The following is a 24,769-nucleotide window of genomic DNA, read 5'->3' as shown; positions in this document are numbered from 1 at the left end:
TGCGTCAGCGCCCGCCGCCGAACAGGAACGGGAAGAAGGTCGGGCGCTGCACCTGCCGGTACTGCTGTTGCTGCTGCTGGTAGGTCTGGTACTGCGGCTGCCGGTAGGGCTGGCCGAACCAGCCGAACACCTGGGGCTGCTGCGGCTGGGGCTGGCTGCGGGCGACGCGCGGCGTGCTCGGCGCCGCCGGGCGGGCGGGGCCAGGCTGGGCGGCCGCGGTGGCGCCGCCGGTCCCGGCTGCCGGGGCGGACGCCGGGGCGTCGGCCACCATCTGGCGCTCGGCCTTCATCGGCGTCATCGGCAGGGTCGTGTAGGCCACCACCGGATCGGCGCCGACCGCCGCGGGCTCGCGCCGCGGCCAGGCGAAATCGTCGGCACGGCCGGCCGGCGCCGGCATCGGCTCGCCCTTCACCATCACCTTGGTGGCGACCGCGTCGAGGGCCGCCGTCTTGGTCTGGCGCGGGCCACCGGCGAGCTGGTCGTCGCCGTCGCCGGGGATCGGGATGGGACCGAGGGTGATCACCGGGCCGGACAGTGGCCGCGCCGTCCCGGCGGGCGGCGGCGGGGCGCTCGGCTCGGCCGCGGCCGGCTTGGCCGGCTCCGGACCCTTGGCGGGCTCCTCGACCGGCAGCGCCACCGGGGTGCCGCGCGTCATCCACCGTTGCAGCTCGCGCTCGACGTAGTGGGCGAGCTTGCGGGCGCCGGCCTGGGTGAAGTGGACGCCGTCGGCGGTGCGCAGGCGGCGAATCTGGCCGTCGACGTCCGGCCCCTGCTGGGCGAAGCGGCCCGCCTCGTCGACGAAGCCGTCCCACACGTCGACATAGACGATGCCGCCGCGGTCGGCGCGGCTGCGGAACAAGTCGTTGAGATAGCTGATGTCGGCGGTCGAGCGGGTGCCACGCACCGGCGGCAGGCCGACCCAGAACACCGGCACGCCCTTGCTCTTGAGCGCCGCGATGGTCTCGTCGATGCGGCGGATATAGAGTTCCGACCAGCGCTCCGAGCGGAACTCGTGGGTGCCGCTGCCGGTGGCCTGGGCGTCGCCGCCCTCGGCGGGGGGCTCGTCGGGGGGCGGCTGGCCGGGCCGGGTGACGCCGGCGCGGGCGGCGCGCGGCTCGCGGATCGGCCGGCGGTCGTTGAGGCCGACCATCATGACGATGAAGTCGGGCCTCTCGCCCGCCAGCATCTCCTGGATGGCCTTCGGCCAGTCGGGATGCTCGCCGCGCGGATCGCTGCGCACCTCCTGGCGGATCAGGCCGGACTGGGTGCGGTGCTTGCGGATGACGCCCATCTCGGGCGACTCGGTGAACGACACCTCGAGCCCGTAGGCGAGCCAGTCGGCGAGCGAATCACCGAACACCAGGACATTGGTGGTCGGCGCGCTTTCCGGCTTCTTGGGCGCCGGTGCCTTGGAGTAGTCGACCGGCGGCGGCGCCTGGCGCGGCTCGGGCTGCGGCTGGAACGGGTTCCAGTACTGCTGCTGTTGCTGCTGCTGCTGGCGCCGGAACGGGTTGCCGAACGGGTTCTGGAACGGGAAGCGGTCGTCGAAGAGCTGCGCGGCGGCCGGCGTCACCCCGCCGGGGGCGAGCAGCAACCCGGCCTGGGCCGCGACCACGAGGCCGAGCACGACGAGGGCGCGCGCCAGCACGCCGCCGAGCCCGGGGGCGCGAATCCGAGGCGCGCGGCCGGTCCCGCGCATCGTCCGCCGTGTCATGGTCGGTCTGCTCCGCACGCCCGATGGTCGGCGCCGCAGCGCGCCGGCCCGTCCGGCGGCGCAGCGACGCGGGGCCGCATCCTGGGCGGTCACCGTGGCGACAGCAAGATCGCAGCCCGGTCCCGGCTTTTCAAGGGACGGTGACATGCGCCGGTTCCGTCCCCCCTCGGGGGGAGACGTCGGCCGCTCAGCGGGTGCGCAGCCGGTCGAGCAGCCCGGCGCTGGCGAAGCCGTCCGGGATCAGCCCCACCGTGTGCTGGTAGCGCTTGATGGCGGTGCGCGAGCGCGGCCCGATGCGGCCGGTCGGCTCGCCACCGATGTCGAAGCCGCGCCGCACCAGATGGCTCTGGAGCTCGTAGCGCTCGGCGCTCGACAGCACTCGCTCGTGGCGCGGCCACGCCTGGACGATGGGCCCATCGCCGCGCATGCGGTCGGCCAGGTGGCCGATCGCCATCGCATAGGCTTCGGCCGGGTTGTACTTCATGATGACCCGGAAGTTCTTGAGCATCAGGAAGGCGGGGCCGCGGGCGCCGGCCGGGACCAGGAGGTAGGCCTTGTCGGTCGGGCGCGGGAAGCCCTTGCCGTTCGGCCGGGCGAGGCCGAGGCGCGACCATTCGGCCAGCGTCAGCCAGCGCGACGAGTCGGCCATCAGGTAGTCGAAGCCCTGCGGCACCACCACCTCGTAGCCCCAGGTCCGGCCGGGCTCCCAGCCGTCCTTCTTCAGGTTGTTGGCGGTCGAGGCGATCATGTCGGCCATCGAGTCGACGACGTCGCGGCGGCCGTCGCCGTCGAAGTCGACGGCGTAGCGCTTGAACGAGGTCGGCATGAACTGGGTGGGGCCGAAGGCGCCGGCCCAGGAGCCCTTCAGGTGGTCCGGCACGACGTCGCCGCGGTGGAGGATCTCCAGGGCGGCCAGGAACTCGTCGCGGAAATAGGCCTGGCGGCGGCCGACGCAGGCCAGCGTCGCCACCGAGCGCACCACCGGACGGTCGCCGATCTGGGTGCCGAAATTCGATTCGACGCCCCAGATCGCCGCCACGAAGTGGCGGTCGACCCCGTACGCCTTCTCGACCGCCGCGAAGGTGGCGGCGTGCTGGGCGAGGATCTCGCGGCCGCGCTTGATCCGCGCCTCGCTGACCAGCAGGTCGAGATAGTCCCAGAACGCCTTGGTGAACTCCGGCTGGGCGTCCATCAGGTCCATCAGCCGCAGCTCGGGGGTGAGGCCGGCGGTGTGGTGGTCGAAGCTCGCTCGCGAGACGCCGCGGCGGGCGGCCTCCGGCCACATCCGCTGGATGCAGGCCGGGAAGTCGGCGGCGGCGGCGCGGATCGCATCGGCCGTCATCAGGGGATGGCCGGAGCTGCCCGATTCGCCGCTCCACGGGCGCGCACCGCCGGGGGCCGGGGCCTGCGGGGCGGCCTCCAGGGGCGCCGCCGGGGCGCTCGCCGGCGAGATCGAGCCGGTGGTCCGCGGTCCGCCGAACAGGTTGTCGAGAAAGCTCTGTGCCGCGGCGGGCGCGGCCGCCAGCGTCGCCGCGAGGGCGAGCGCGCCGCCGGCGGCGGCGAGGCGCCATCCGGTCGGGTGCCGGCCGGTCCAGTGCCATGCGGCTGGTCGCCGGCGAGCCAGGGTGATCGCCGTCGCGGGGGTCGTCGCCGTCTCTGCCATCGCGTGTCTCCGTCCGCGCGAGTCAAGGCCGGGCAGGGTTTAAGCCATCTTAACTGCCCGTGGCGCGGTCGCGACGCAAATGCGGCCGTGGCGGGGCGTGCTGGTCCGCGCCGCTCCCGCGGTCCGGGCCGCGCGGCGGTCCCCGCCGCCGGATCGGAACCGCACGGCCGGCCAGCGGTTTCGTGCCGCAGGGGGCGCCGTCACCGCCGTCCGACTCCGCCTGTTTATCCATGGACTCGGCCGGCCCGGCGTGGTTCTTTGCCGCGCCTGCGGACCCTGTCGGTCCCGACCACGCGATCGCATCATGACCAAACCCATCCGCAAAGCCATTCTGCCCGTCGCCGGTCTCGGCACGCGCTTCCTGCCCGCCACCAAGGCGATGCCCAAGGAGATGCTGCCGGTGGTCGACCGGCCGCTGATCCAGCACGTCGTCGACGAGGCGCGCGAGGCCGGCATCGAGCACCTGATCTTCGTCACCGGCCGCAACAAGGCGGTCATCGAGGATCACTTCGACCGCCAGTACGAGCTGGAGGTGACGCTGACCGAGCGGCGCCGCTTCGCCGATCTCGAGCACCTCGAGCGCGACCTGCCGATTCCCGGCCAGACCAGCTTCACCCGCCAGCAGTCGCCGCTCGGCCTCGGCCACGCGGTGTGGTGCGCCCGCGACATCGTCGGCGACGAGCCGTTCGCGCTGCTGCTGCCCGACGTGCTGGTGCAGGCCGAGCGCGGCTGCCTCGCCCAGATGATGGATGCGTATCGCGAGCTGAACCAGCGCGCCAACGTCATCGCGGTCGAGGAGATGCCGGAGGATCGGCTGCACATGTACGGCGTCGTCGGCGCCGGCAAGTCGCTCGGCAAGGCGTTCGAGGTCACCGAGATGATCGAGAAGCCGGCGCGCGGCAAGGCACCCTCCAACCTGATCATCACCGGCCGCTACATCCTCCAGCCCGAGGTGTTCGACATCCTGGAGAACCAGAGCTGGGGCGCCGGCGGCGAGATTCAGCTCACCGACGCGATGATCAAGCTGGCGATGAACCAGCCGTTCTTCGGCGTGAAGTTCGAGGGTCGCGCCTTCGACTGCGGCTCCAAGATCGGCTTCCTGTGCGCCAACGTCGCCTATGCGCTCGACCGCGACGACATCGCACCGGCCTTCCGCAAGGAGCTGGAGCGCATGCTGGGCGCGTGATCGCGCGTCTCGCCTGCACCAGACAGCTGTCTCTCGCAGCGAAATGGTCGCCGGGTCGAGCCCGGCGACGACGCCTGTAGCCCGGCGTGGTCGGCACCCCACGGACGATGTTGCTGCATCGTATTCGGCGGCGCGCAGGCGCTCCGGGTAGCCGCGCTGGCCCGGCCGGTGTCGAACAGCGGGACGGCCATGCAAACTCGGACGCGTCGACGCCGATGGGAGGATTTATTTACCACCATCATGCCAATGGATAATGCGGACGAATAAACCGAACGCATAGGACGAGCGTCGTGTCATCCCAGGCTAGGCCGACCCATCGCGAAGTGCATTTCGATCCCGACGACCTGATCGTTTCGAAGACCGATCTCAAGGGCCGCATCACCTACGCCAACCGGGTGTTCTGCACGGTGTGCGGCTACAGCGAGGCGGAGCTGCTGGGCCAGCCGCACAGCATCATCCGGCATCCGGACATGCCCCGGGCCGTGTTCAAGCTGCTGTGGGACACCATCCAGAATGGCCAGGAGGTCTTCGCCTACGTCAAGAACATGGCGCGGAGCGGCGACTTCTATTGGGTGTTCGCCCATGTGACGCCGTCCTACGACGGCCAGGGCAACATCGTCGGCTACCACTCCAACCGCCGCCTCCCGGAGCGCCGCGCCATCGAGGCGATCGCCCCGGTGTATGCCGAGGTGCTGCGGGAGGAGCAGCGCCACGCCAACGGCAAGGACGCGCTGGCGGCGGGTTACCGCCGGCTGATCGACTTCGTCAACGCTCAAAAGATGCCCTACGATGAACTCGTCTTTGCTCTCTGAGGCAGTCGTTGCCCTCGGTGTCGCGGCCGCCGCGCTGGTCGGCGCCGGCATCGGGCTCGCCCTCGCGGCCCCCGTGGCCACCGGGGCTGCGGTCGCGGTCGCCGGCGTCGCGGTCGCAGCCGCGGCCTGGCGGCTCGCCCGCATCACCGCCGTGTGCCGGCGCGTCACCGCGGTGGCCGCGCGTATCGCGATCGGCGATTTCGAGGCTCGGGTTCTCGGCATCCGCGAGGGCGGCGAGCTCGGGCGCCTGCAACATGCGTTCAACGACGCCATCGATCGCTGCGATGCCTTCGTGCGTGAATCCGCCGCCGCCATGGCGGCGATCCGCGACAATCGCTATCACCGCCGCATCCTGCCGAAGGGCCTGCACGGGGCCGTGCGCGGCGCCAGCGAGACGATCAACCAGGCCATGGAGGTGATCCAGCGCCGGGTCGCCGCCTTCAACGCCGACACGGCGGCGTTCGAGTCCGCCATCGGCCGCGTCGTCGACGCGGTGTCGGGCGCCGCGGGCCACATGAAGTCGACCGCCGGTGTGCTCGGTCAGGGCGCCACCGCCACCCGCGACAGCGCCAAGGTGGTGGAGACCTCCTCGGAGCACGCCAGCACCAACATGGAGACGGTGGCGGCCGCCACCACCGAGCTCGCCGCCTCGGCGCGCGAGATCGGCCGCGACGTCAACCGCTCGGCGGCCATCGCCCGCGAGGCGGTCGCCAAGGTCGAGCATGCCACCCAGACCATCGCCAGCCTGTCGAGCGCCACCGAGCGCATCGACGAGATCGTCGAGCTGATCAACGCCATCGCGGCGCAGACCAACCTTCTGGCCCTCAACGCCACCATCGAGGCCGCTCGCGCCGGGGAGGCCGGCAAGGGCTTCGCGGTGGTGGCCCAGGAGGTGAAGAGTCTCGCCGGCCAGACGGCGCGCGCCACCGAGGACATCTCGCGCAGCATCGTGGAGGTGCAGACCACCATGCGGGCCGCCGTCGAGGCGGTGACGGCGATCGGCTCCACCATGACTGAGGTCGATCAGATCACCGCCCACGTGGCCGAGGCGATCGAGGCGCAATCGCAGGCGACCCAGGAGATCGCCCGCAATGTCGAGCAGGCGTTCGCCGGCGTGCGGGAGATTTCCGAGACGATCCGCCGGGTGACCGATCACGCCACCGATTCCGAGCGGCACGCCGGGCTCACCATGTCGGCGTCCGGGGGGCTCGCCGAGCAGTCGGCCGCTCTCGGCGATTCGGTGAAGGAGTTTCTCACGTCGTTGAAGCGCGCGCCGCAGAGAGATGCTCCGGCCGCCTGACCGGCAGGCCACACCACAGCCGGAGCGACGTGGCAATAGAGCGACGAGAGCGCCGCGGAGTGACTCCGCGGCGCTCTCGCGTTCGAGGCTCGATGATCCGATTCTTCGATGAGCTGACGCTCTTCGGAGAGCCGCTCGGCCGCCGATCAAGTCGCGCGCTTTCCCGCACACTTGATCGCCTCGGCGTCGTGCTCCCTGGAGCGGAATCCGATCCAACTGGATCGGACCCCGCTCTGGAAGTCCTTGCGTGATCGCATTTTCGACGGCGAACCGGAGTCCACTTCGCCGGAAATGCTCTAGGTATCGGCTGCGCGACCGTCGCGGCGAACGAGCCGCGCGCGTCAGTTCAACCCGCCGAACAGCCAGATCAGTGCCAGAACCGGAATCGGGATACCGAGCATCCAGAGCAGGAAATAGCGACCCATGTGATCCTCCTCAGCGTGGTCGTCTGCTCGGAAACGCACCAACGAGATGTCGGGTTCCTCGGTACCGCAGCGCCGCCGTCGCGATGCGTCGGCGAGCTCGCCACGTGGATCGAACTTTTCCGACGTCACCGCGTTACCGATCCGGCGGGCCGATGCGGGGTTCGATGGAGCGACAGAGAAATCCTCGTCCGACGCACGCGACGATGCACGTCGTCGGCCCTGATGAGCGACCTTTTCTCACGATCGATGGAGCAACTACCATGGCTACGGTGAACGGACCGGCGACCAATGTCGACGACCTCCGCAAGGATCTCCAGGGCCTCAAGGACGACGTGACGCGGCTGGCCAGCCAGCTGTCCGACGCCCTGGCGTCGTCCGGCGGCGAGGCGCTCGGCGGCATGCGCGACCGCTTCCGCCGGGTGCGGGACAATGTCGGCGACGCGGTCTACGAGGCTGGTGAGCGCAGCCGCGATGCGGTGAGCGAGTTTGCCGACACGGTGGGCGGCACCATCGAGGAGAACGTGCGATCGCGGCCGCTGTCGACGGTGGCGCTGGCGCTCGGCCTCGGATTCCTGTTCGGCGCGCTGTGGCGCCGCTGACGCCACGGATCGCGCCCGTGTTCGACAGCATCGTTCTCCGCTGGCAATCGCGTCTCGACACGCTCGTCAAGAGCGGGGCCTGGGCCGCGGTGGCCGTTCTCGCCGGCGGTGCGGCGCTCCTGTTCGTCGGCGCCGCGGTGTTCCTGCGGGCCGAGGAGGAGTTCGGGCCGATCCGCACCAGCCTCGGCTTCGCCGGCTTCTTCCTGATCGTCGCGATGATCGCGGCGATCGGCCTGTCGGTCGTGCGACGGCGCGCCCGGCTGCGGGAGGCCCGCATTGCCGCGGCGGTCGCGCAGGCGGTCCCGCCCTGGTGGCTCGATCCGCGGCTGCTCACCACCGGGCTCAGCCTCGGCCGCACTCTCGGTGGCCGCCGCGCGCTGTCGGTCGGCTTGGTCGGCGCCTTCGTGGTCGGGATGCTGCTCAGCCGCGGCATCGACCGTCGCTGACGGCTCGGCAGACGAAACGGCCCACCGGGAACATTCCCGATGGTGCCGGATTGACGTCACGATCGCATCACCCGCGTGGAGGCCGCCGATGTTGTCGACCGTTCTGATCGTCATTCTGATTCTTCTGCTGATCGGCGCCCTGCCGACCTGGGGCTACAGCAGCGGCTGGGGCTACGGTCCCGGCGGCATCATCGGGGTCGTGCTGGTGATCGTGCTGGTGCTGGCCCTGATGGGCCGGCTCTGATCGCGGCGAGCTCCGTCCCGATCCGATCGCCGCAATCACAGCGATGACGACGACATGGCCGGCTCGACGCCGGCCATGTTTCGTTTCGGAGATGTTTCGGAGATGAGGACGGCGACAACTCCGCCGTGCATGCCGCGACCGGATGCGGCCTCAGCGCTTGAGGATGCGGAACGTCAGGGTGTCGCCGTCGCGCCCGCTCTCCTCCAGCAGGTCGCCCGCCTCGGCGACGCAATGCGGAATGTCGATGGCGGCGAGCGGGTCCGTGCAGACGACGGTGATCACCTCGCCGGCCGCGAGCCGGGTGAGCGCCTTGCGGGTTCGCAGGGCTGGCAGCGGGCATTTCAGGCCGCGCAGGTCGAGCATCGTCATGGCGCGCTTGTGGTCCGATGGCGGCGCCGGCGTCAAGCACCGTCCGGCTTGGCAGCGAGGCGGCCCGCGACTATCCAGGCGCTGGCGGGGCGGCGCCACGATCGGCGCAGCGCCGCCCGACCAGGGGAGGACGGCGTGCGGTTGTTCGGGCTCACAGGCTGGAGCGGCGCGGGCAAGACCACGCTGATCAAGCGCCTCATTCCGCGGCTGATCGGCCGCGGGCTCTCGGTCTCCACCGTCAAGCACGCGCATCACGGCTTCGACGTCGATCATCCGGGCAAGGACTCCTATGCGCATCGGGTCGCCGGGGCCACCGAGGTGCTGGTGTCGTCGCCGCTGCGCATCGCCCTGATGCACGAGCTGCGGGGCGCGCCGGAGCCGGAGCTGGTCGACCTGCTGCCGCGCCTCGCGCCGGTCGACATCGTCCTCGTCGAGGGCTTCAAGCGCGAGCCGCATCCCAAGCTCGAGATCCATCGCGCGGTGGTGGGCAAGCCGTGCCTGTTCCCGGACGATCCCGACATCGTGGCGGTGGCCTCCGACGGGCCGCTGCCGGACGCCACCGTGCCGGTGCTGGCGCTCGACGATGTGCAGGCGATCGTCGACCTGGTGGTGGCGCAGGCGATCCCGGTCGACCAGGTGATCGCTCGCGCGGCCGCTGTGCGCTGACGCCGCCGGGGGTTCTCAGGCGTCCGGATGGGTGGCCGCGACGGCCCGGGCGGCGGCGAGGTCCGCAGCCGTGTTGACGTTGAGGAACGGGTCGACCGGCGTGTCGGGCCACGTCACCCGGGCCGGGCGATGGCGCGCGGTCCAGTCGCCGACACGGCGCATCCCCTCGTCCACGACGGCGCGCCGTAGGTCGTGACGCAGGGCTACCGGCCACAGGCCGACCACCGGATGGCCGCGCCCGCCCGAGGCGGCCGTGGCGGCGCCGGCCGGCGCGGTGGCGGCCGCCCCATGAAGACGGGCGACGAGATCGGCGGGCAGGAACGGGCAGTCGGCTGGCACGCTCGCCACATGGGCGAGGTCGGGCCGGTGCGCCGCCGCCCAGTCGAGCCCGGCCAGAAGCCCGGCGAGCGGCCCGGCGAAGCCCGGCACCGCGTCGGCCACCACCGGCAGCCCAAAGGCCGCGAAGCGGGCCGGATCGCCGTTGGCGTTGAGGATGATGGCGGCACAGGGCGCGAGCCGCGCGATCACCCGGGCGAGAATCGGCCGGTCGCTGATCGCCAGCAGGCTCTTGTCGCCGCCGCCGAGCCGCAACGCGCGGCCGCCGGCGAGCACCAGGCCGAGGGTCGGCGGAAGGATGGCGCTCGGGGTCATGGGCGTCATCTAGAGCATTTTCGGCCGAAGCGGGACTCGGCCCACCGGCGCCGCCGGGCGGGCGCGGTCGCGACCGGCGGCTTGGGGGGCTGGGTGCGGGACCAGGGCTCGGGAAGCCCCAAGGGTCGGTGCGGTTGGCAGGATCGCCATGGCAAGGCTTGCATTTTCCCACCCGGCTCCGTAATCAAGGGCGCTCCGGAGGGGTGGCCGAGTGGTTGAAGGCGCACGCCTGGAACGCGTGTATACGGGAAACCGTATCGTGGGTTCGAATCCCACTCCCTCCGCCAAGATCTCGCCCGATAGATTGCGGGCCAGCCTGCCCGGTGCGAGAGAGCCCCTTCACTCAACAGCGGAAATCACGCCCGACCGACGTCCTCGTGATGGACCGGCAAGGCGATCGTCACCCGAGTGCCTCGCCCCGGTGCGGTGTCGAGGCTCACCTCACCGCCCCAGGCACGCACGATCTCGCGGACGATCGCGAGGCCGAGGCCGGTGCCCTCGCCGGGGGGGCGTGTCGTGAAGAACGGCTCGAACGCCTGCGCGGCCACCGCCGCCTCCATCCCGGGCCCGTCGTCGCCAACGGTGATCCGAACCGCTGCGCCGGCCGGCCGCATCGCGGCGGGGGCGCGCTCCAGACGGACCACGATGTCGCCCCGACCCTGCATGGCGCGACCGGCGTTCTGAACGAGATTGAGCACGACCTGGGTCAGCTCGCTCTCGTCACCGATGACGACGGCGTCGCGGTCGACGATCTCGAGCCGAAGCCGCAATCCCGGAACGATCCCGATGCGGGCGAAGTCGACGCTCTTCTCCAGCGCGCCGGCGATCGCGAGGGGGCGGAGCTGCGGCGCCTCCTGGCGGAGATAGCCCAGTATGCCGCGCACGATGCAGGCCGCCTGCTCGGCCGACGAGAACACGATGGCGAAATAGGTGTGCAGCGTTTCCGACGGCGGCACGTCCCGCAACCCGAGCTCGGCCATGCCCCGGATCGGCTGGAGCAGGTTGTTCAGCTCGTGCGCGACACCGCCGACGAGCTGACCGAGGGCGGCGAGGCGGCGATCGTGCTGGGCGATGCGCCGTCGCTCCCGCGCGACGAGCTCGGCACGATCACGATAGGCCACCGAATAGGCGATCAACAGCTCGGCCAGACAGACCGACGACCGGCGCACCACGACCTCGGGCGATTCCGTCCAGTGCAGCCGCGAGACCGCCAGAACCGCCTCCTCCTGGAGGCCGGCGATCTCCTCGATCGGCAGGTCGGACGCGACGATCTCGCAGCCGATCCCGGCGATCGCAGCCAGCGCGGCCTCGTCCTCCGATCGGACATAGATCAGCATCTGCTCGGCGTAGCGCTGGGCGAGCTCTCTCATGGCGACGCTCCGGTGAGCAGCGCGCAGACGACGGCGGCGTCGTCGGTTCCGGTGGCATAGTCGGCGAGAAGCTGCCGAGCGACGGCGTCCGGCTCATGCTTGAGGCGGAGCAGGCTGCGGTCGATGTCGAGGCCCGTCGCGACACCGTCGGTCCACATCACCAGAAGATCGCGATCGCTCCAGTCGAGCACGAGTGGGCGCGGCGCCCGGATGCCGGTGCCGACGATTCCCGGCACCGACTCGATGTGGACCCGCCGTCTCCCGAACAGAACGGCCCGCACATTGCCGACGCCGGCGACGACGAGCCTGCGCATCGCCGGCTCGATGCAGGCGACCACGACGGCAGCGCCGCGGGTCGTCCTGGCGGCCTCGTCCATGCGACGGAGGATCTGTTCCGGGTCACCGTCGTCGACCGTGGCGAACGCTGCGAGCGCCGCGTCTGCGGCGGCCGCCGCCTCCCGCCCGTGCCCGAGCCCGTCGACCAGCGCGATCCGATCGACTGCGCCGACACGACGCCAGCCCCAGGCGTCGCCGCACCAGGTCTCGCCACCCAACGCACGTCTCGCGCCCCCGACGATCATCTGTTCCAAATCACCGCCGTCACCCGCGTGCCGCGCCCGCGCTCGGACCAGATGGCGAAATCGTCCATGAGGCGCTGCGTCCCCGGGAGCCCGGAGCCCAATCCGCCGATCGTCGAGTAGCCGTCCCGCATCGCCAGTGCGAGATCGGCGATGCCGGGACCGTCGTCCTCGGCGACGACCTCGATGCCGCTGGTCCCGTCCATCTCGATCGTCGAGAGGCGGACGACACCGCCATCGCTCGCGTGGAAGCAGAGATTGCACGCGAGCTCCGACACCGCCGTGATCAGCCGGTAGACCCTCACGGTCTTGAACCCGATATTCTCCGCCATCTGCTTGGCGTGGCGCCGCGCCTCCGCGACATCGAGCTCGCGGACGATGCGGCACTCTATGACCAGGGTCCGGTTCACCGCCGCCGTGTCATGCTGGTGGTCACCTCGGTGCGGCCGGGCCGGCTCTCGATGCTCAGACATCCCATCAGATTGCGAACGGCCGAGAGCCCCAGCCCGAGCCCCCGCCCGCCCGAATGCCCCGGCTCGATCGCCTTGTCGATGTCGGGAATGCCCGGCCCCTGATCGGAGACGACGACGCGGATCGTCGCCGACCGCTCCTCCGTCTCGACCGAGATCAGGCAGACTCCGCCGCCCGCGTAGACGAGCGCGTTGCGCACCAGCTCGGAGATCGCCGTCGCGATCCGGGTCTGATCCACCATGCCGAACCCTGCGGCCCGGGCGAGGTCGCGACCTGCCTGCCTCGCGCTTATGATGTCCTGCTGTACCTTGACGGCTCGCAGAACCTGCCGGTCACCCATGCTCGCATCCTTCTCACGTGTCGACGTGAGGAGCCGCAATCGTCGGCGGTTGGCCTTTGGCCGCGATCAGGTCGTTGAGCACGGCCACGCCCGCCTCGAGGTCGAGGGCCGTCTGCATGTCCAGAGTCTCGCGCCCCATCTCGACGAGCGTGAGGGCGACGAGCGGCTGCATGCCGGTCAGCACGGCTTCGCCGCCGATGATCCTGACCATGCTGGCCGTCTCGTTGAGGAGGCGCGCAATGTAGGAGTCGACCACGTCGAGCCCCGAAATGTCGATGACGACCCCGTCCGCCCGGTCGTCGCGGATCAGCGCGAGGATCTCCGACTGGAGCTGGACCGCCTGCTCGTCGACCAGGTCGGCTAGCACCGAGGTCAACAGGATACGCCCGAGCCTGAGGATGGGAACCTTCATAGCGGCGCGCTCCGCGGCCTCGGGCCACCGCCGGAGCCGACCAGACGCATCGCCTCGCCGAGACCGGCGCGCAGCGAGCCGCGGGTGATCATCCGGCTCAGGTCGACATCGAGCTTCACCAAGGTCTGAGCCGCGTCCGGACTGATGCCGGTGACGATGACCTGCGCCCCGAGCAGGCGCGCGGCGCTGACCGTCCGCGTGAGGTGCAGGCAGACGCGCGTGTCGATCACTGGAATCCCGGTGACGTCGAGAATGGCGACCCGGGCCTCCTCGCGCGTGATCGCGGTCAGCATCGCCTCCATCACCTGCTGGGCGCGCTGCGTATCGATGATACCCACCAGCGGCATCAACAGGATTCCATCCCAGATCTTCAGCGTCGGGGTGGACAGGTCGATGATCGACCGGCTCTGTCGCTCGATGATCTCCTCGCGAGTCCGTGTGAAAGCCGCGAACGTCTCGACCGCAAGGTCGTCGATCAGCCGGTTGACCTGCATGAGGGCCGCCGCGAGTGCTGTGGCATCGCGTCCGTGCTCGGCAATCACGACCGGCAGCAGCGCATCTTTGAGGCCCATCACGAAGCCCGCGGTCTCGGTCGGCGTGAAACCATCGCGCGCCCGGGTCGCGCTGATCTCGGCGGTCTTGCGCAGAAGGCTCGCGCGTGCGGTGCTCTGACCCTCGGGATCGCCGGACTGAGCGGCACCGACGAATGCGCTGAGGAACTCGGCGGCCTCGGCCCGCAGCGTCTTCGCCAGATGCGGCAGCTTCAAGCGGTCCGCGAGCTGGGTGACCTGCTTGAACCACGCTTCGCGGATTTCGGCTTCGTGATTGGCGAGAGTGGCAGCGATCGCAGTCATCGATATCGTCCTAGGGTCGGGGAGGCGGACATCTCGGCGTTGCAGTCTCGTTCCGCCGTGCGCCTTTGCTCTTGAATGTGCTGCCGTTCCACAACGGCCCTGCTCGGCCTGTTCTAGTTGGTTCGATTGGCTGTCACCTCCGCGACGGCGCGGAGCAGCTCGTCCAGACCGACCGGCTTCATCAGCACGCGATCGGCGCCGGCCTTCTGCGCTTCATCCACGGAGTATTCCTGGGGCGCGCGCGGCGCCCCGCCGGTCACGGCGACGACCGGCACGTTGAGGCCCGCGCTCTTGATCCGATTGATCAGGCTCAGCCCGTCGCCGGCGGCCATCCAGACGTCGGTGACCAGAACGTCGAAACGGCTCGCGGACAGGACCGGGATCGCCTCGTCACCGCCGCTGCATTCGGTAACGGTGTGGCCGCCCCGCTCGAGAAACAGCCGGAGCGTGTAGCGGGTGATCATGACGTCGTCGACGAGCAGCACCGAAGCCATGACTTCTCTCACCCCTTCAAATCAGCCGATGGCCGACTGTTCGCAGCCGCAACGTCGCGGCCAGTTCCCATGCCTGCGCCGGCGTGCGGGGCGCAGACGATCTGCGGCCACGCCGGGCCGCATCGGTCGCCGCGGTCAGAACAGCTCGATGCGTGCACCGATCTCCTCCTGTGCCGCGGTCCCGTCGAACGCGGTCCGGTGAATGTTGCGTTGACTCGCCATGACGTAGCCCGCCATCAGCGCATCGAGCTTGGTCCGGATGCTGGTCTCGGCCGCGAACGCCGAGCCGTCCTCGCTCCGCTCCAGGATCTCGAGATGCTCGTCCACCACATCGACGAGGCGGGTGACCTGCTGGAGGCGCTGCCGCGTGCAGTCCTGAAATTGAATCGATCCGACCAAGGCAATGATGGTGTCCGAGATCCGGCCGCTCTCGTCGAGCACCTTGGTCAGGACTTCACGCTGGTGCGTGACCAGGCATTCCAGGTTTTCGGCCAGTCCGGAAATCGACCTGGAGATGGTGTCGAGCGCCTGGCGCTCCTGCTCGGTCCGGCTCTCGACGAGAATCGAGATGCTAGCCGACACGACGTCGCGCAGCTTGACGAGGCGCTGATCGATCCGCGCGGCGCTCGCATCGGACTGATGGGACAGGTCCTTGACCTCTTTGGCGACGACCGCGAAGCCGCGTCCGGCGTCGCCGGCACGGACGGCTTCGATGGTGGCATTGAGGGCGAGCACGTTGGTTTGGCGGGCGATCGTCCGGATGTCCTGGACGGCGCTGGCCACCTCGTCGGTCATCCCCTCGATCCCGACGAGACGTTCGCGGCTATCTTCGATATCCGCCATGCGATGCGCCAGGAACTCGTCGAGGAGCGATCGGTTCTCCGCGAGGCTCCGCTCGGTCCGAGCGATGATCTCGATGACCTTCTCGTTGGAGTTCGACGTGTTCAGGAAGCTCAGCAGTCCCTCGATCTCCCGATCGACCGTCTTGAGGCGCTCGATGATCGAGATCGCGGCCTGCTCGGTGTCACCGCTGACCTCGGTCGCCTCCCGGCGGATTGCCTGGAGCGCGGGGCGGTACAGACGGACCTCCTCGGCGATCGCCGCGGCGTGGCTTCGCCCGGCGTCGTCGCCGGGCGCGATCGATGGCCCCTCGGTGCGCGGAGCGTCTCCGGCCGCGGTCGACGGTATCGTCTCGGTCGCGGGCCTTGCGGTCGGCATTTCATCTATCGCAGCGGTTGCCCGGCTGCCGATCTTCTCGACGAGATGCGCCGCCCCGAGCACCGCCACCAGCGTCGCCGCCGCGCTCGTCGCCATGAGAGAGCCGAGACCTGCCGACGTGCCGCCGACCAGTGCCCCAGCAGCCGCCGCCGCTACCGAGGCCACTACGGCCGGGATGATTGTGTGCGAACGACCCAGCAGAGCGGCGACGGTCACGGCCTAACCACCCGGAACGAGCTGACGAATGACCTGGAGCAGCATCGCCGGCTCCACCGGCTTGACGATCCAGCCGGTGGCGCCGGCCGACTTGGCCTCGATGCGCTTGTCCTGCTGGGACTCCGTCGACAGCATCACCATGGGCATGAATTGGTGACCGGGAAGCTTACGGACACTGCGGATCAGCTCGATTCCGTTCATGGCTCCCATGTTCAGGTCGGTGATCACCATGGCGGGCTTCGGCCCGGTTCTCAGCTTGGCGAGCGCTTCCTCGCCGCTCTTCGCCTGAGCGACAGCGAAGCCGGCCTTGCTCAGGACTCCCTCCAAGCTCATCAGCATCGTGGGGGAATCGTCGACGATCATGATCGTGGTGCTCATTGACAGATGCCTCTCGCGGCCGAACTGGTGAGGAGGGGAGGTACAGGGGATGAGCCGGGCCAGCGCCAGAGAGCCGCGAGGTCTTCGACGAGAAGGTGATAGTCGAGCGCCCCTCGGCTGCGCGGCGCATAGGCGCGGACCGGCTTGCGGGCCGCAAAAGCCTCGGCCACCTGGATGTCGCTGCGGATCGCCTTCATCAGCCGATCCCGGCCGAACTGCGTCGTCACCTCGTCGACCACCGCGCGATGCAGGTTGATCCGGCTGTTCATCATCACGGGCAGGATGCCGAACAGCCGCAGATTGCGGTTGAGATGGGTAGCGACGCGATACAGCAGGCGGGTGAGCTGCTTCACGCCCTCCGACGACAGGGCATGCGGCACGATCGGGATCAGCACCGCGTCGGCGGCCACCAGAGCGTTGAGCAGGATGGCGTCGCCGGCCGGTGGCGTGTCGAGCACGATCACGTCGAATGCCGTGGCGATCCGCGGATGACGGAGCTGACGGGCGAGCAGCATCCGGTCGGTGCCGGCGGACACGCCCTCGTACATCTGGTTCGCCGGTGCGACGAACAAGTTGGGATAGGACGTCTCGTAGACGGCGCGACCGAGATCGAAGCCGGGGTCCTCGAACAGGGCGTGCACGGTCGGGTCGCCGCGGCCGGGAACGACGTCGAAGCCGAAGCCGGCATGGCCTTGCGTGTCGAGATCGACCAACAAGGTGCGCTGGCCGCGGGCGGCCCATTCGGCCGCGAGATTGACGGCGGTCGTGGTCTTGCCCGACCCGCCCTTTCGGTTGGAGACGGAGAGAACGAGGCTCATGATCGAGAACGTCCGGGCGGGGAGGCAGGTGAGAGGACCGGCATGATCCAGCGCGCGAGCCGCGGATCGGCCGGGGCGACGACCTCGGCGGGTGCGGCCGCCGCGATCACTTGAAGAAGGGCGGTGTGCAGATACGTGCAGGCGGACAGGTCGGCGATGCCGGGTGGCACGGCGCGCCAATGCTCGGCGAGCCCGAGGGCCTCCTCGACCATGCAGGCTCCCTCGAAGACCACGTTTCCCTCGTCGAAACGCAGCGGCATCACAACAGCTCCTTCAGATCGAGGACCAAGAGCACGTGCCCATCGCCGAGCAGAGCCGTCCCGGCAAAGCCGGGCATCCCGGCGAGCACGCCGTCGAACGGCTTGAGGATGACGTCCATGCCTTCGCGGAAGCTGTCGACCACGAGCCCGATCGGGTTGCCGCCGATGCGGCAGACCAGCACGGCCTCGTCGACGTCGTCGTCGGCGACCCGTTCGGCGCAGCCGAGCGCGCGCGACAGTCTCAGCAGCGGCACGACCGTGTTTCGCAGCACGAAGGCCGGTGACTGCTTGATCATCTTCACGCGGCGGCGCGGCACCCGGACCGTCTCGGCGATGACGTCCATCGGAATGCCGTAGAGCTCGTCGGCGACACCGACGACCATGACGCGGGTCACCGCCATGCTCAACGGGAGGCCGATCCGCACGGTCGTGCCCATCCCTCGCCGGGAGGTGACTCCGACCCGTCCGCCGAGCTTCTCGACCGTGGTCAGAGCGACATCGAGGCCGACGCCGCGCCCGGACAGGTCGGACACCTGCGCGGCGGTGGAGAATCCGGGACGGAAGATCAGCTCGGTTGCGGCCTGGTCGCTGAGCTGGGCCGCTTCGGCCGCGCTCACCACGCCCTTGGCGACCGCCGCGGCGCGGACCTTGTCCGGATCGATGCCGCGGCCGTCGTCGGTCACCTCGATGACTACCTGATCGGCCTCTTGGAACGCCTTCATCAGCAGGGTGGCATGGTCCGGCTTGCCCGCCTGCGTGCGATCGGCCGGCGGCTCGATGCCGTGGTCGAGCGCATTGCGGACGATGTGGAGCAGCGGATCGCCGAGCGCCTCGATGATGGTCTTGTCGGCCGCCGTGTCCTCGCCTTCGATGACCAGCTCGATCTTCTTGGACAACTTGCGGGCGAGATCGCGGACGAGGCGCGGAAAGCGGTCGAACACCTCGCTGGCAGGCAGCATTCGCACCTGCATGATGGCGCCCTGCATCTCCTGCGTCAGGCGATCGATGACCGCATACTGGTCCTTGATCTCGCGCGCCATCTCGCGCGAGCCATGGACCTGCTCGGCCCGCCGGGCAAGGAACGGCAGGCTGTTCTTGGAGACGACCAGCTCGCCGATCAGGTTCATCAGCAGGTCGATCTTGGCTTGATCGACCTTGAGCATCCGGGCTGCCGCGTTGCGTTCCTCGCGCGCCGAATCGGCCTTCACGGGCGCGCTGGTCTCGGTCGCGCGGGCCTCCTCGGACGGATCTGGCTGCACCCGGGACGATGCCTCGTCGGACAAGTCGTCGACCACGGTGTCGGTTGCGAGCCATCGGTCGACGAGCGCGAGCAGCATGCTCGCGGTCCCGTCGGTCTCCGCCGCCTCACCGGCCGCCGCGACGTCGGCCGCCCGTCGATCGTCGCCCTCGACCCGGGCGAGGCCCGCCAGGACCTGGACCACGGCCGGCGCATGACGGCGAACCCGGTCGGCGTCGGAAGCCGCCGCGAGGATCTGCCGCTGCGCCGCGATGATCCGTCGCTGAAGTGAATCGTCCGAGCAGGCGTTCCTCGGATCGGCTTCGCGGATCGGGTCGGGACCGGCGGCGACCGTCGTCAGCACCGGACGCAGCGGCTCGGACGGCGGCGCTCCGAGGGCCGGCACACCGCCGGCCGCGATCACCTCGATCAAGGCCGAGGCCCAGGCCGGATTTGGAAACGGCGCGTCGAGCACGGCCGCAAGCCAGCGCAACGCCACGGCGTTCCGCAGATCGGGATTGGTGAGCCGGAGCAGCGCCGCGGTGGCGTCACGCAGCGCCGCCCAGTCCTGTGCGGCGACGAGGGTCCGCGCCTCGTCGGCGAAATCCTCATGGACGGGCGCGGCATGATGGTCGCCGGTGATCCGGATCAGCGCGTCGGCCTGGATCTGCTCGATCTCGACCTGCTCGGACACGTAGCGAAACAGATGCTCGATTTCGACTCGCGCGCCGTTGCTGAGCAGGACGAACTCCAGATTGCACTGGTACGGATCGAGATCTCCGATGTGCGGCCATGGTGCCGGCGGCGCCACTCTCAGGGCTCCGAGCTCCGGCACCTGTAGAACCAGGTTGAAAGGGTCCTCGCCGCTGTAGAAGCAGCCGGCGACCGGCCGGTAGCGGGCAGCCACGACCGGATGCCCACGGCACGCACGGCCGAATACCGCGATGCGGTCGCACTCGGGCAGGTCGGCGATCCAGCCGAGATCGGCCGCCGCAGCCCCGCCGGCGACCGAGCCGGTGTCGCTCGCCGCCGCTTCGGTCTGCGTGCAATGGGCCCGCAGCCGCGTCACCACATCCTTGCAGACTCGGTCGGCATCCGCGGGCAGGCGCTCGTGCCGCTCCAGGTCGTCGATCCAGGCGCTGACCTGATCGAGGCTGTCGAGCAGCATGTCGACCAGATCGGAGTCGAGCTCGCGCTTGGCCGAGCGCACCTCGCCGAGGAGATCCTCGGCGGCGTGAACCAGTCGGGTCAACGCCATCGCATCGAACAGGCCGGAGGACCCCTTCAGCGTGTGGACGGCGCGGAACACCTCGTTGATGGCGGTCGCATCGCTGGGGTTCTTCTCGAGCCGTAGCAGCCCGGAGGCGGAAGACTGAAGCAGATCCCGCGCTTCGGGGATGAAGCGGGCGAGCAGCGCGTTGGTCATGCGATGCTCCCGGTGAGCAAGCGGACCACGGCGGTGAGCTCGTCGGGACGAACCGGCTTGACGAGATAGAAGTTGGCACCCGCCTCGTAGGCCTTGACGACGTCGTCGTCCTTCTCCTCGGTCGAGATGGTGAGGACGGGAATCGATCTCAGGGCCGGATTGTCGCGCACCTGGCGCACCATCTCGTAGCCGTTCATCTTCGGCATGTTGATGTCGACGACCATCAGGTCGAAACGAGTCATCAGGGCGCGCTCCAGCCCTTCGATACCGTTCGCGGCCTCCTCGACGACGAACCCCGCCTTCTCGAGAACGTCGCGGTAGAACAGCCGCATGGTGATGCCGTCCTCGACCGCCAATACGCTCTTCTTGGTCATTGCGGCCTCATTCGGCGTCGGTTGGCTTCTGGTGAACGATGGTGTCGGCGAACTTGCGCGGCCGGAACAGCGAGGACATCCGGCTCATGTTCTCGGAGTGGCCGAGGCAGATGAAGCCGCCGGGAGCGAGGCACTCGAAAAGCGTCTCGACCGTCTCGCGGCGACCGAGGTCGTCGAAATAGATGAGCAGGTTGCGGCAGAAGATCACGTCGAATCCGCGGAAGGCGGCCATCTGCACGCGATCGACGACGTTCACGGTGGAGAAGTCGACCGATTCGCGAATCTCGTCGCGCAGGCGATACTCGTCGGCCTTGATCTTCTCGAAATACTTCGCGCGCAGCGCCGGGCCGACACGTTGAAGCGAGCGCTCCCCGTAGACACCGCGGACGGCATCACCGAGCACACGAGAGTCGATGTCGGAGGCAAAAATCTGGATCTCGTACTGGTCGCACTGCGGCCAGTTCTCCAGCACCTGCATGGCGATGGAGTAGGGCTCCTCGCCGGTCGAGCACGGCAGTGACCAGATCTTGAGCCGATCGCCGGGCTTCCGCGCGGACGCGAGCTCGGGCAGCATGCCGCGGGTGAGCGCCTCGAACTGATAGTCCTCGCGGAAGAAGTAGGTTTCGTTCACCGTCAGGAGATTGACGAGCTGCTGGAATTCCTCGCCGCTCGCCTGGAAGCGCAGCAGCCCGAAATAGTCGCGGAAGCTCGACGACCGCGTCTTCGCGATCCGCTCCTCGACGCGCCGCGCCACGAAGTATCGCTTCTTTTCCGAGAACACGATCCCGGTTCGCCGGTAGAAGAACTCGCAGAGCTTCGCGAACTCTTCCGGGCTGATCGAGTCGATCTCCTCGGGGGAGCGGGCCGAGGCCGACGTCATCGTCCCTCGATCCTCCGGATGGCCATGTCGACAGCGAATGCCACGAAGGGCTCTTCGGCGAAACGCCTCGCGAGCCGTCGCAACGGCCCGATCGCTTCGGGCCCCCCGACCTCGGCGAGACAGTCGGTGGCGGCGGCGCAGACGTTCACGTGGCTGTCGGTGTCCACCACACCGAGGAGCCAGCGAGGCGCATCGGGATGCGCCAGGGTGCTGAGCAGCTGAATTGCGAGAATCCGCACGTCGCTGTCGTGATCGCCGAGCAGAGTCTCAACGAACGGGCCGACCTCCTCCGGCATGTCCTGCAAGGCGTCGATCGCCTCGTTGCGCAGGTTCGCGTCGTCGAGCCGCAGAAGCGGCAGGAGGCCCGCGACCACGGCGGGGGACCGCAGGCGGATCAGGGTGGTGAACAGCGCGGTGCGGACGCTCAGATTTCGCTCTTCGATCAGGCGCGCACAGAGCGCCGGCACGGCGTCCGGCTCGGCGGCGAGATCGCGGACTGCACGGCGCCGTTCGGCGGCGTCGGGTGAGTCCAGGGCCGCGAGGCGCATCGACAGGTCGAGCGGCTCGGACGGCTGCACCGGGCGCTCGCCGGAGGAGTCGATCCGCACGGCTTTCACGAGTCCCATGCTCACGCCCTCCTCGATCTGAGCGTCTGCGGTGGCGCCATCACCCAGTCGACGAGCTGTCCGGCGATCCGGTGGTCCGGCAGCACGCGGTCGGCGCCGCCACGGCCGATCAGCTCGTTCGGCATGCCGAACACCACGCAGGTCTCCGCGTCCTGCGCGATGGTGCGGCCGCCGAGCTGGTTGAGGCGCGCCATCTCGGCGGCGCCGTCGTCGCCCATCCCGGTGAGCTGCACGCCGATGAGCTGGGCGACCGGGACGGCATCGATCGCGCTCGCAACCAAGCGGGCGACGCTCGGATGCCACACGTGAGCGTGGCTGCTCGGGACCGGCGTCGCGATCAGGCCGGTGGCGCGCCGGCTCACCACGAGGTCCGCGTCCCCCTTGGCGACGTAGACGGTGCCCGGCTCGATCCGCATCTGATGGGCGGCTTCGACCACCCTGACCTCGCTCATCTCGTCGAGCCGCCGCGCGAAGACCGTGGTGAACGTCCCCGGCATGTGCTGGGCGATGAGCACGGCCCAGGGAAAATCCGCCGGCAGCATGGGAATGATCTCTTCCAGCGTGCCGGGGCCGCCGGTGGAGACCCCGACGAGGACGAGACCGAAGCCGCTTCGCGGCGCCGCGGAGACGGCGCGGCGCAAACCTGAGTCGGGACGTCCGGCGATTCGATCGCGCTCGGCCCGGAGACGGCCCCGCAAGCCGACGCTACGACGCACGCGCGCCCCGACCGATTCACGGGCCTTGACGAGAATCTCGCGGCGGATCTGGTCGATCGACAGCGAAATGGTGCCGCCCGGCTTGTGGACGAAGTCGATGGCCCCGAGGCTCAGGGCCTGGAGGGTCGCCTCGGCGCCTTCCTCTGTGAGCGAGGAGACCATCAGCACCGGCTTGGGGCGCTGCTGCATGATGCGGGCCAGGCAGGTGATGCCGTCCATCTCCGGCATGTTGATGTCGAGGGTGATGACGTCCGGGTCGAACGTGTCGAGAGCGGTGAGCGCCTCCACGCCGTTGCGCGCCGTCCGCACCGTGTAGTCGCCCTCGGATTCGAACAGATCGGTCAGATGCTTTCGCATCAACGCCGAATCGTCGACCACCAGAACCTTGATCATCTCGCCCGCCGGGATGGGGAACAGGCGGCGCGGGCGGGAGGCCCGCGCCGAAGCATCCGTCAGTGCCGCGTCGCCACCTTCGCCACCTCCTGCACGTCGAGGAGCTGGGTGACCTCGAGCAGCAGGATCATCCGCTTCTGCTGTTCGAGATTGGCGACGCGGCGGATCATCCGCTTCTGCTCCTCCGACAGGTCCGGAGCCGGGCGGATCACCTTGGCGGGAATCCGCATCACCTCCGAGACCTGATCGACGATGAAGCCGGTGCGAACGCCATGAATGGTGAAGACCATGATGCGCTGGCGATCGTTGCGCTGGATCGAGGCGAGCCCGAAACGGCGCCGCTGGTCGATCACCGGCAGGACGACGCCGCGCAGGTTGATCACACCCTCGATGAAGTGCGGCGTCTTGGGAATGCGGGTGAGCTCGTCCGGCACGCGGACGATCTCCTGCACGGCCTCGATCGAGACGCCGTACTCCTCGTCCATCAGCCGGAACACGACGAACTGCTCCTCGTCGTCGCTGTCGCCGGTGCCGTCGATCCGCAACTCGCTGGCCATCTTGGAGCTCTCCGCACGCGACACGATGCCGTTCATTTCACTGGCGTTGAACATTCGCCCCGTCGCCAGGATCGACACCAGTCGACGGCCGTCGTCGAGCCGACAGATCGATTGCAGGTCGCCGTCGCAACTTCCGCTGTCGAGCAGTGTCGGCATCGGCTCGACCAGATCGCGGTTGATGCGCAGTACCTCCTTGACGCTGTCCATCACGACCCCGACCGAGGTGGAGCCGTCGTCGCCGAGCGAGACCACCACGACCTTGTTGGCGTCGGTCAGCTCGACCGCCGGCAGGCCGAACATCTCCCGCAACGAGACGAGCGGCAGGAGCCGGTTGCGCAAGGTGATGACGCCCAGCACATGGCCCGGGGTGTTCGGCACCCGGGTGACGTGCTCGGGGAGCTGGACGATCTCCTGCACCTGCTCGATCGGGAAGGCATACTCCTGCCCGGCGACCACGAAGCTGACGAGCTGGTCCTCGTCGATCGCCTGGTCCGCCGCCTCGGCCCGCGTGTCGTGCCCTTGCACCGCCTGCGTGGCCTTGGCGGTCGCTCGTCCGGCGATATCCTTGAACTCGCGCCGAACGAGCTGCGCGGCGTCGAGGATCATCACCATCGATTCGCCGTCGCGGCCCTTGATCATGCCGGTCAGCAGATCGGTGTCGACGGTCGCGCGGATCGTGTCGGCCCGCTCGATGCGAGCGGCGTCCACCGTCACGACATTGGCCATGCGGTCGACGACGAGACCGATCGGGTGGCCTTGGTCGAGAACGACCACCCGGGTGGAGTCGTCGTGCATCACCTTCGCGAAACCGAACGTGTCGCGGAGGTTGACGATCGGCAGCACGGTCCCTCGCAGGTTGGCGAGGCCCTCGAGCGCCGGCGGGCTCAAGGGAACGCGCACGATCTCCGGCATCCGGATGATCTCTTGCACTTCCGCGAGCGCTACGGCGAACATCTCGTCCTGGAGATGGAAGATGACGAACTGGCGCGCGTCGTCGAGGGGAACGGTGCCGATCGGCGGCACCCCTCCGCTACGCTCCGCCGGCACCGGCTGGCTGGTGGTTTCCATCGCGGTCT

Annotated in this window: 29 protein-coding genes and 1 tRNA gene; 8 read left to right on the top strand and 22 right to left on the bottom strand. The window is 69.3% G+C overall.

Annotated elements, in window-relative coordinates:
• Positions 1-4 precede the first annotated feature (4 nt).
• The gene (locus ACFQUV_RS13880) at positions 5-1,714 is read right to left on the bottom strand and encodes an SGNH family hydrolase (protein ID WP_244601688.1); all 1,710 of its coding nucleotides are present in this window, start codon (positions 1,712-1,714) and stop codon (positions 5-7) included.
• A 187-nt stretch (positions 1,715-1,901) separates the two neighbouring features.
• The gene (locus ACFQUV_RS13875; RefSeq protein WP_129610698.1) at positions 1,902-3,377 is read right to left on the bottom strand and encodes a lytic murein transglycosylase; all 1,476 of its coding nucleotides are present in this window, start codon (positions 3,375-3,377) and stop codon (positions 1,902-1,904) included.
• Between the two features lie 304 nt (positions 3,378-3,681).
• On the opposite strand from ACFQUV_RS13875, the gene galU reads away from it, so the two are divergent.
• The 3 genes from galU (at position 3,682) to ACFQUV_RS13860 (ending at position 6,675) form a co-directional block, all read left to right on the top strand.
• Entirely contained in the window at positions 3,682-4,563 is an 882-nt protein-coding gene (galU, locus tag ACFQUV_RS13870) for a UTP--glucose-1-phosphate uridylyltransferase GalU (RefSeq protein WP_129610699.1), read from the top strand.
• Between the two features lie 290 nt (positions 4,564-4,853).
• Positions 4,854-5,375: a PAS domain-containing protein gene (locus ACFQUV_RS13865; RefSeq protein ID WP_129610700.1), complete on the top strand. Its 522-nt coding sequence runs from the start codon at positions 4,854-4,856 to the stop codon at positions 5,373-5,375.
• Positions 5,353-6,675: a methyl-accepting chemotaxis protein gene (locus tag ACFQUV_RS13860; protein WP_129610701.1), complete on the top strand. Its 1,323-nt coding sequence runs from the start codon at positions 5,353-5,355 to the stop codon at positions 6,673-6,675. Before ACFQUV_RS13865 ends, ACFQUV_RS13860 begins: the two co-directional genes overlap by 23 nt.
• Before the next feature lie 341 nt (positions 6,676-7,016).
• Here ACFQUV_RS13860 and ACFQUV_RS13855 read toward each other — a convergent pair whose 3' ends face one another.
• Positions 7,017-7,229: a hypothetical protein gene (locus ACFQUV_RS13855; RefSeq protein ID WP_165364091.1), complete on the bottom strand. Its 213-nt coding sequence runs from the start codon at positions 7,227-7,229 to the stop codon at positions 7,017-7,019.
• 131 nt (positions 7,230-7,360) lie between these two features.
• Here ACFQUV_RS13855 and ACFQUV_RS13850 point away from each other — a divergent pair, with 131 nt between their 5' ends.
• From ACFQUV_RS13850 to ACFQUV_RS13840, 3 genes are all read left to right on the top strand, one after another.
• Positions 7,361-7,699: a YqjD family protein gene (locus tag ACFQUV_RS13850; RefSeq protein ID WP_165364096.1), complete on the top strand. Its 339-nt coding sequence runs from the start codon at positions 7,361-7,363 to the stop codon at positions 7,697-7,699.
• A gap of 17 nt (positions 7,700-7,716) precedes the next feature.
• On the top strand, positions 7,717-8,145 hold the full coding sequence (locus ACFQUV_RS13845) for a hypothetical protein (protein ID WP_129610703.1): 429 nt from the start codon (positions 7,717-7,719) through the stop codon (positions 8,143-8,145).
• An 88-nt stretch (positions 8,146-8,233) separates the two neighbouring features.
• A complete protein-coding gene (locus ACFQUV_RS13840; protein WP_111383390.1) occupies positions 8,234-8,389 on the top strand; it encodes a DUF3309 family protein in 156 nt (51 codons plus the stop codon).
• Positions 8,390-8,539: 150 nt separating this feature from the next.
• On the opposite strand, the gene ACFQUV_RS13835 is transcribed toward ACFQUV_RS13840, so the two are convergent.
• Positions 8,540-8,758, bottom strand: coding sequence for a sulfurtransferase TusA family protein (locus ACFQUV_RS13835; RefSeq protein ID WP_129610704.1), 219 nt, complete (start codon positions 8,756-8,758; stop codon positions 8,540-8,542).
• 135 nt (positions 8,759-8,893) lie between these two features.
• Here ACFQUV_RS13835 and mobB point away from each other — a divergent pair, with 135 nt between their 5' ends.
• Positions 8,894-9,424, top strand: a complete 531-nt coding sequence (gene mobB / locus ACFQUV_RS13830) for a molybdopterin-guanine dinucleotide biosynthesis protein B (protein ID WP_129610705.1) — start codon at positions 8,894-8,896, stop codon at positions 9,422-9,424.
• A gap of 15 nt (positions 9,425-9,439) precedes the next feature.
• Here the strand turns inward: mobB and mobA are convergent, their stop codons facing one another.
• Positions 9,440-10,075, bottom strand: coding sequence for a molybdenum cofactor guanylyltransferase (gene mobA, locus ACFQUV_RS13825; RefSeq protein WP_378395054.1), 636 nt, complete (start codon positions 10,073-10,075; stop codon positions 9,440-9,442).
• 197 nt (positions 10,076-10,272) lie between these two features.
• Between mobA and ACFQUV_RS13820 the strand changes: the two genes are divergently transcribed.
• Positions 10,273-10,362, top strand: a tRNA-Ser gene (locus ACFQUV_RS13820).
• Positions 10,363-10,431: 69 nt separating this feature from the next.
• Here ACFQUV_RS13820 and ACFQUV_RS13815 read toward each other — a convergent pair.
• From ACFQUV_RS13815 to ACFQUV_RS13735, 17 genes are all read right to left on the bottom strand, one after another.
• Entirely contained in the window at positions 10,432-11,445 is a 1,014-nt protein-coding gene (locus ACFQUV_RS13815) for a sensor histidine kinase (protein WP_129610707.1), read from the bottom strand.
• On the bottom strand, positions 11,442-11,999 hold the full coding sequence (locus ACFQUV_RS13810) for a SpoIIE family protein phosphatase (RefSeq protein WP_165364098.1): 558 nt from the start codon (positions 11,997-11,999) through the stop codon (positions 11,442-11,444). The genes ACFQUV_RS13815 and ACFQUV_RS13810 overlap by 4 nt, the downstream gene beginning before the upstream one ends.
• Before the next feature lie 23 nt (positions 12,000-12,022).
• The gene (locus ACFQUV_RS13805; RefSeq protein ID WP_378395052.1) at positions 12,023-12,433 is read right to left on the bottom strand and encodes an anti-sigma regulatory factor; all 411 of its coding nucleotides are present in this window, start codon (positions 12,431-12,433) and stop codon (positions 12,023-12,025) included.
• Positions 12,430-12,834: an ATP-binding protein gene (locus tag ACFQUV_RS13800; RefSeq protein WP_378395050.1), complete on the bottom strand. Its 405-nt coding sequence runs from the start codon at positions 12,832-12,834 to the stop codon at positions 12,430-12,432. Before ACFQUV_RS13800 ends, ACFQUV_RS13805 begins: the two co-directional genes overlap by 4 nt.
• Before the next feature lie 13 nt (positions 12,835-12,847).
• Positions 12,848-13,246 carry an STAS domain-containing protein gene (locus ACFQUV_RS13795; RefSeq protein WP_129607163.1) on the bottom strand — a complete coding sequence of 133 codons (399 nt, stop codon included), beginning with the start codon at positions 13,244-13,246 and terminating at the stop codon, positions 12,848-12,850.
• Complete coding sequence (locus ACFQUV_RS13790; RefSeq protein ID WP_129607162.1) at positions 13,243-14,100, bottom strand: STAS domain-containing protein; 858 nt, start codon at positions 14,098-14,100, stop codon at positions 13,243-13,245. The genes ACFQUV_RS13795 and ACFQUV_RS13790 overlap by 4 nt, the downstream gene beginning before the upstream one ends.
• 113 nt (positions 14,101-14,213) lie before the next feature.
• On the bottom strand, positions 14,214-14,594 hold the full coding sequence (locus tag ACFQUV_RS13785; protein WP_129607161.1) for a response regulator: 381 nt from the start codon (positions 14,592-14,594) through the stop codon (positions 14,214-14,216).
• Positions 14,595-14,729: 135 nt separating this feature from the next.
• Complete coding sequence (locus ACFQUV_RS13780) at positions 14,730-16,028, bottom strand: methyl-accepting chemotaxis protein (RefSeq protein WP_129607160.1); 1,299 nt, start codon at positions 16,026-16,028, stop codon at positions 14,730-14,732.
• 3 nt (positions 16,029-16,031) lie between these two features.
• Positions 16,032-16,406, bottom strand: a complete 375-nt coding sequence (locus tag ACFQUV_RS13775) for a response regulator (RefSeq protein WP_111383360.1) — start codon at positions 16,404-16,406, stop codon at positions 16,032-16,034.
• On the bottom strand, positions 16,403-17,224 hold the full coding sequence (locus ACFQUV_RS13770; protein WP_111383359.1) for a ParA family protein: 822 nt from the start codon (positions 17,222-17,224) through the stop codon (positions 16,403-16,405). The genes ACFQUV_RS13775 and ACFQUV_RS13770 overlap by 4 nt, the downstream gene beginning before the upstream one ends.
• Complete coding sequence (locus tag ACFQUV_RS13765; RefSeq protein WP_129607159.1) at positions 17,221-17,484, bottom strand: hypothetical protein; 264 nt, start codon at positions 17,482-17,484, stop codon at positions 17,221-17,223. Before ACFQUV_RS13765 ends, ACFQUV_RS13770 begins: the two co-directional genes overlap by 4 nt.
• Positions 17,484-20,147, bottom strand: a complete 2,664-nt coding sequence (locus ACFQUV_RS13760) for a chemotaxis protein CheA (protein ID WP_129607158.1) — start codon at positions 20,145-20,147, stop codon at positions 17,484-17,486. The genes ACFQUV_RS13765 and ACFQUV_RS13760 overlap by 1 nt, the downstream gene beginning before the upstream one ends.
• Positions 20,144-20,521 carry a PleD family two-component system response regulator gene (locus ACFQUV_RS13755; RefSeq protein WP_129607157.1) on the bottom strand — a complete coding sequence of 126 codons (378 nt, stop codon included), beginning with the start codon at positions 20,519-20,521 and terminating at the stop codon, positions 20,144-20,146. The genes ACFQUV_RS13760 and ACFQUV_RS13755 overlap by 4 nt, the downstream gene beginning before the upstream one ends.
• Positions 20,522-20,528: 7 nt before the next feature.
• A complete protein-coding gene (locus ACFQUV_RS13750) occupies positions 20,529-21,401 on the bottom strand; it encodes a protein-glutamate O-methyltransferase CheR (protein ID WP_129607156.1) in 873 nt (290 codons plus the stop codon).
• The gene (locus tag ACFQUV_RS13745) at positions 21,398-22,027 is read right to left on the bottom strand and encodes a HEAT repeat domain-containing protein (protein ID WP_129607155.1); all 630 of its coding nucleotides are present in this window, start codon (positions 22,025-22,027) and stop codon (positions 21,398-21,400) included. The genes ACFQUV_RS13750 and ACFQUV_RS13745 overlap by 4 nt, the downstream gene beginning before the upstream one ends.
• 2 nt (positions 22,028-22,029) lie before the next feature.
• A complete protein-coding gene (gene cheB, locus ACFQUV_RS13740; RefSeq protein WP_129607154.1) occupies positions 22,030-23,136 on the bottom strand; it encodes a chemotaxis-specific protein-glutamate methyltransferase CheB in 1,107 nt (368 codons plus the stop codon).
• Positions 23,137-23,195: 59 nt separating this feature from the next.
• The gene (locus ACFQUV_RS13735) at positions 23,196-24,761 is read right to left on the bottom strand and encodes a chemotaxis protein CheW (RefSeq protein WP_129607153.1); all 1,566 of its coding nucleotides are present in this window, start codon (positions 24,759-24,761) and stop codon (positions 23,196-23,198) included.
• Positions 24,762-24,769 lie beyond the last annotated feature (8 nt).

It is taken from the genome of Rhodoplanes sp. P11, assembly GCF_964266735.1.
Classification (GTDB): Bacteria; Pseudomonadota; Alphaproteobacteria; order Rhizobiales; family Xanthobacteraceae; genus Rhodoplanes; species Rhodoplanes serenus.
Note: the sequence above shows the minus strand (reverse complement) of the source record. Positions and strands in the feature narration are given on the sequence as shown.

Excerpts from the sequence above, each read along its gene's own strand:
- ACFQUV_RS13770 (WP_111383359.1), bottom strand. The coding sequence starts at position 17,224 with ATGAGCCTCGTTCTCTCCGTCTCCAACCGAAAGGGCGGGTCGGGCAAG.
- ACFQUV_RS13860 (WP_129610701.1), top strand. The coding sequence starts at position 5,353 with ATGAACTCGTCTTTGCTCTCTGAGGCAGTCGTTGCCCTCGGTGTCGCG.
- ACFQUV_RS13850 (WP_165364096.1), top strand. The coding sequence starts at position 7,361 with ATGGCTACGGTGAACGGACCGGCGACCAATGTCGACGACCTCCGCAAG.
- ACFQUV_RS13875 (WP_129610698.1), bottom strand. The coding sequence starts at position 3,377 with ATGGCAGAGACGGCGACGACCCCCGCGACGGCGATCACCCTGGCTCGC.
- ACFQUV_RS13745 (WP_129607155.1), bottom strand. The coding sequence starts at position 22,027 with ATGGGACTCGTGAAAGCCGTGCGGATCGACTCCTCCGGCGAGCGCCCG.
- galU (WP_129610699.1), top strand. The coding sequence starts at position 3,682 with ATGACCAAACCCATCCGCAAAGCCATTCTGCCCGTCGCCGGTCTCGGC.
- ACFQUV_RS13760 (WP_129607158.1), bottom strand. The coding sequence starts at position 20,147 with ATGACCAACGCGCTGCTCGCCCGCTTCATCCCCGAAGCGCGGGATCTG.
- ACFQUV_RS13750 (WP_129607156.1), bottom strand. The coding sequence starts at position 21,401 with ATGACGTCGGCCTCGGCCCGCTCCCCCGAGGAGATCGACTCGATCAGC.
- ACFQUV_RS13795 (WP_129607163.1), bottom strand. The coding sequence starts at position 13,246 with ATGAAGGTTCCCATCCTCAGGCTCGGGCGTATCCTGTTGACCTCGGTG.
- mobA (WP_378395054.1), bottom strand. The coding sequence starts at position 10,075 with ATGACCCCGAGCGCCATCCTTCCGCCGACCCTCGGCCTGGTGCTCGCC.
- ACFQUV_RS13800 (WP_378395050.1), bottom strand. The coding sequence starts at position 12,834 with ATGGGTGACCGGCAGGTTCTGCGAGCCGTCAAGGTACAGCAGGACATC.
- ACFQUV_RS13755 (WP_129607157.1), bottom strand. The coding sequence starts at position 20,521 with ATGACCAAGAAGAGCGTATTGGCGGTCGAGGACGGCATCACCATGCGG.
- ACFQUV_RS13775 (WP_111383360.1), bottom strand. The coding sequence starts at position 16,406 with ATGAGCACCACGATCATGATCGTCGACGATTCCCCCACGATGCTGATG.
- ACFQUV_RS13880 (WP_244601688.1), bottom strand. The coding sequence starts at position 1,714 with ATGACACGGCGGACGATGCGCGGGACCGGCCGCGCGCCTCGGATTCGC.
- ACFQUV_RS13815 (WP_129610707.1), bottom strand. The coding sequence starts at position 11,445 with ATGAGAGAGCTCGCCCAGCGCTACGCCGAGCAGATGCTGATCTATGTC.
- cheB (WP_129607154.1), bottom strand. The coding sequence starts at position 23,136 with ATGATCAAGGTTCTGGTGGTCGACGATTCGGCGTTGATGCGAAAGCAT.
- ACFQUV_RS13835 (WP_129610704.1), bottom strand. The coding sequence starts at position 8,758 with ATGACGATGCTCGACCTGCGCGGCCTGAAATGCCCGCTGCCAGCCCTG.
- ACFQUV_RS13765 (WP_129607159.1), bottom strand. The coding sequence starts at position 17,484 with ATGCCGCTGCGTTTCGACGAGGGAAACGTGGTCTTCGAGGGAGCCTGC.
- ACFQUV_RS13790 (WP_129607162.1), bottom strand. The coding sequence starts at position 14,100 with ATGACTGCGATCGCTGCCACTCTCGCCAATCACGAAGCCGAAATCCGC.
- ACFQUV_RS13840 (WP_111383390.1), top strand. The coding sequence starts at position 8,234 with ATGTTGTCGACCGTTCTGATCGTCATTCTGATTCTTCTGCTGATCGGC.
- ACFQUV_RS13735 (WP_129607153.1), bottom strand. The coding sequence starts at position 24,761 with ATGGAAACCACCAGCCAGCCGGTGCCGGCGGAGCGTAGCGGAGGGGTG.
- ACFQUV_RS13785 (WP_129607161.1), bottom strand. The coding sequence starts at position 14,594 with ATGGCTTCGGTGCTGCTCGTCGACGACGTCATGATCACCCGCTACACG.